We start from the raw sequence: 4,469 nt of genomic DNA on the forward strand, positions 1-4,469 counted from the left end.
GATCGAGGGCGGCTCGACCTTGATGCCGAGCCGCTGCGCCTCGGCGCGAAACTCGGAGAGCTTGTCGGTGTTGTTGAGGTCGAGTGTCATCGAGGCCGCCAGGAACTCGACCGGATAATGCGCCTTCATATAGGCGGTGTGATAGGAGACGAGCGCGTAAGCGGCCGCATGGCTCTTGTTGAAGCCGTAGTCGGCGAACTTTGCGAGCAGCTCGAAGATGGTGTCCGCCTGCCCCCTCGGCACGCCGTTCTTCACCGCGCCCTGGACAAAAATCTCGCGCTGCTTCTCCATCTCGGCGCGGATTTTCTTGCCCATCGCGCGCCGCAGCAGGTCGGCTTGCCCCAGCGTATAGCCGGCCATCTGCTGGGCGATCTGCATCACCTGTTCCTGATAGATGATGACGCCAAAAGTCTCCTTCAGGATCGGCTCGAGGAGCGGATGCAGATATTCGCTTTCTTCGTCGCCATGCTTGCGCGCGCAATAGGTCGGGATGTTGGCCATCGGGCCCGGCCGATACAGCGCGACCAGCGCGATGATGTCCTCGAAACGGTCGGGCCGCATGTCGATCAGCGCGCGCCGCATGCCCTGGCTTTCAACCTGGAACACGCCGACCACGTCGCCCCGCGCCAGCATCTGATAGCTCGCGGCATCATCCAGCGGCAATGTCGCCAGATCGACATGGACGCCGCGCTGCTTCAGCAGCTTGACCGCGACGTCGAGCACGGTCAGCGTCTTCAGGCCGAGAAAGTCGAATTTGACGAGACCGGCCGGCTCGACCCATTTCATGTTGAACTGGGTCACCGGCATGTCGGACTTCGGATCGCGGTAGAGCGGCACGAGCTCGCTGAGCGGGCGATCGCCGATCACGATCCCGGCCGCATGCGTCGAAGCATGCCGCGTCAGGCCTTCGAGCCGCATTGCGATGTCGAAGGCCCGCGCCACCACGGGATCCTCGTCGCGAAAGGCCTGCAGCTTTGGTTCGCCTTCGATCGCAGCCGCCAGCGTGACGGGGGCCGCGGGATTTTGCGGCACGAGCTTGGTGAGCTTGTCGACCTGGCCGTAGGGCATCTGCAGCACGCGGCCGACGTCGCGCAGCACGCCGCGCGCCTGCAAGGTGCCGAAGGTGATGATCTGCGCCACCTGGTCGCGGCCATAGCGCTGCTGCACATAGGAGATCACCTCGCCGCGCCGGTCCTGGCAGAAGTCGATGTCGAAGTCCGGCATCGAGACGCGTTCCGGGTTGAGGAAGCGCTCGAACAGCAGGTTGAACCGCATCGGGTCGAGATCGGTGATGGTGAGCACCCAGGCGACCAGCGAGCCTGCGCCCGAGCCGCGGCCGGGCCCGACCGGAATGCCTTGCGCCTTCGCCCATTTTATGAAGTCGGACACGATCAGGAAGTAGCCCGCATATTTCATGCGGGTGATGACGTCGAGCTCGAAAGCGAGCCGCTTGTGATAGTCCTCCTCGGTCATGGAAGGGGCAAGGCCGTGAACGGAGAGCCGCCGCGCCAGTCCCTCCTCCGCCTGCCGGCGCAATTCGCCGGCTTCCGCGCTGGCGGCATCGGCCGCATCCGTCCCCGCGCCGACCGTGAACAGCGGCAGGATCGGCTTGCGCGTCATCGGGCGGAACGAGCAGCGCTCGGCGATCTCGACGGTGGAGGCCAGCGCCTCCGGAATGTCGGCAAACAGCACCGCCATTTCCGCACGCGTCTTGAAGCGATGGTCTGACGTGAGCTGCTCGCGGTCGGTTTCCGCGATCAGCTTGCCGCCGGCAATGCAGAGCAGCGCGTCGTGCGCTTCGTAATCGTCATTGGATGCGAAATATGGCTCGTTGGTCGCAACCAGCGGCAGCCCCTTCTCATAGGCCAGATCGATCAGCGCGCCCTCGACGCGCCTTTCCTTCTCCATGCTGTGGCGCTGCAGCTCGACATAGAGGCGATCGCCGAACAGCGCGGCGAGGCGCTCGCAGCGCGCGGTTGCGAGCGCGACGTGATCGTCCGCAAAGGCGCGCGAGATCGGCCCGTCCGGCCCGCCGGTCAGCGCGATCAGGTCCTCCGACTCTCCGTCCAGCCAGTCGAACTTGATGTGCGGCGACTGATGCACGGGCGTTTCCAGAAACGCCCGCGAGTTCAGCCGCATCAGGCTGCGATAGCCGCGCTCGCGCGCGGCGAGCAGTACGATTCGCGACGGCGAGGAGCCTTGCGCGCTCCGCGCATTGGGATCGATGTCGCCGAAATCGACCCCAAGTTCGAGGCCGACGATCGGCTGAATGCCGGCGCCCGCCATCTTGTCCGAAAACTCCAGCGCCCCGAACATGTTGTCGGTATCGGTCAACGCCAGCGCCGGCTGGCGGTCGGCCTTGGCGAGTTCCGCAAGCTTGGCGATCTTGATCGAGCCCTTCAGCAGTGAATAGGCCGAGTGGACGTGAAGATGGACAAATCCGGCGCCAGACATGGTCGCTCAAGGCCGCTTTCGTTTCGGGTGGGTGACAAAGACGCTGACCGGCCGTCTGGAACTTTCCAGCGGCCGACTCGCGCCGATATCGTGGGGGCTTGCACCAGCGAAGTCCACGCCTGCAGCGAAACTCGCCCGCACCGTCCCAATTTTCCCCAGCTCGCGCCGCCCGGCCGGCCTCCAAAAATCAAAGCTGTGGAAGGATTTGCGCCCACACCGCAATCATTCCCACGAACAGCGCGATCGAGGCCAGCGCAGCCGCCTCTTCGACGAAAATCTTGAGCATTTGGACCTCCATGGCACGAGAACGTAGGAAGAACATTGTTCCAGTTTTGTTCTCGCGTCAAGCCGTGCCCGCACGCCGGTTGCGCCGTCGCCCATGCAAGTGCTTGGCGTGGTTAACAGCGTCCCCGGCGCGCCTCGCCTCCGACCGCAAGCTCCTGCCCGTGCCGGCGGATCCCCCGCAGAGAAAAGCCCCGGCAAAACGCCGGGGCTTTGAATCAGCGCTTTGCGCGGGGCAGTCTGATTACTTGCCCATTCCCATCATGCCCATGCTGCCTATGCCCATGAAGCTCGGGCCGAACTTGTAGTTGACCCGGATCAGGCCGATGTCGATGTCTTCCTTGATGCTGCGGGTCATCAGCGTCGCGCCGGCGGCGTTGACGAAGTTCAGGTTCTTGGTGCCCATGAACAGATGGTCGTATTCGATGCCGACCGACCAGTTCGGCGCGAACATGTATTCGAGGCCTGCACCGACCGTGCCGCCCCAGCGCGTAGAGTTGGCGCGATCCAGCATCACATTAGTCGCGGTGGTGAACGTATCGTAGCGGTCGCCGACGACGGCCGCGCCGCCTTTGATGTAGCCGAGGAAGTTCGGCAGGAAGCTGTAGCCGACCTGACCGGTGAACAGACCGAAGCCGTTGACTCGCGAGCGGTCGGTCAGCGTCGGCGTGATCAGATTGACCCTCTGACCCTTGAAGTTCGCCCAATCGCCCTGCGCTTCGACACCGAACACCCAGGCTCCGGTCTGGAAGCGATAGCCGATCTGGCCGCCGACCGCGGCGCCTCCCCCATTGGTCGTGCCCTCGTTGGCCATCAACGCATTGACGGGAACGCCGGCATTGGTCAGCCGGGTCCAGCGGTCGTTCGCCGCGCCGCCGCCGGCATTGAAACCGACATAGAAGCCGCTCCAGTCGTTGATCGTCGTCATGACAGCAGGCGGCGCCTTGGTGTAGGTCCGCGCCGGCAGGTCAGCCGCGAAGACGGGCGCTGATGCAAGCGCGCATAATCCCGTCGTTGCAAGGAGAAGCTTTTTCATTTTCGAAGTCCGCCCGTTTGTCTAGAATTGTCCCCAAGGCCACGCACGGCCTCTAACAAAGTGCTCGGCTGCTCATCGGCAGCGAATTGTTCCACAGTCTTTCGCCATGCGAGCCCCTGTGTTCGCAGCGACAATTGAAGCGTTTCTTTCGGGCATTTCTGCGACTCGTAATTTTTCCTGAAATTCAACACCTATCTCCACATTCTAAATTAGAAGTCATCCATTCATGGAGTCATTGTGACGACTGCCCCGGACCAGCCACATTGCAAAACCTCGTACGCGTGAAACTCTTCGCGTTTCTGGTCGTATCTCTTGGCCGTTTCTTTTGCAGAGAGGAGTTCAGCGACCGCGATTCCGCACAGCGGCGGGTCGTCGTTAGCCGCGGAATGCGGCGTCACAAGGCCAAGAGCTTGACAGGCGCTTCGCGAACGATCGAGGCAACGTGAGCGCGGCCTAAAGGCTCGGCCACGGAGTTGCTGCTTTGTGATGCAACAAAGGCCGCCGCTGCAGCGGATTGACGGCGAAGACGCGAACATTTGTCGGGGCGACGAGGAGAAGGACCCTCGGATGCGCAACTTCAGTATGACGATGCTTGTCGCCGGGGTCATTGCTGCATCAGCGCCTGTGTGCGCACAGACCTATTCGCCGGACTATCCGGTCTGCCTGCATGTTTACGGCCCGGCCACGCATGTCGAGT

General features: G+C 62.9%; 2 protein-coding genes. Both read right to left on the minus strand.

Annotated features, from left to right (window positions below):
* Nucleotides 1–2,454: DNA polymerase III subunit alpha (gene dnaE / locus JOZ76_RS03700; protein WP_291697273.1), on the minus strand; the 2,454-nt coding region annotated here is incomplete at its 3' end.
* A 526-nt stretch (nucleotides 2,455–2,980) separates the two neighbouring features.
* The gene (locus JOZ76_RS03705) at nucleotides 2,981–3,772 is read right to left on the minus strand and encodes an outer membrane protein (RefSeq protein WP_291697274.1); all 792 of its coding nucleotides are present in this window, start codon (nucleotides 3,770–3,772) and stop codon (nucleotides 2,981–2,983) included.
* Nucleotides 3,773–4,469: the final 697 nt, after the last annotated feature.

It is taken from the genome of Bradyrhizobium sp., assembly GCF_019244115.1.
Classification (GTDB): domain Bacteria; phylum Pseudomonadota; class Alphaproteobacteria; order Rhizobiales; family Xanthobacteraceae; genus Bradyrhizobium.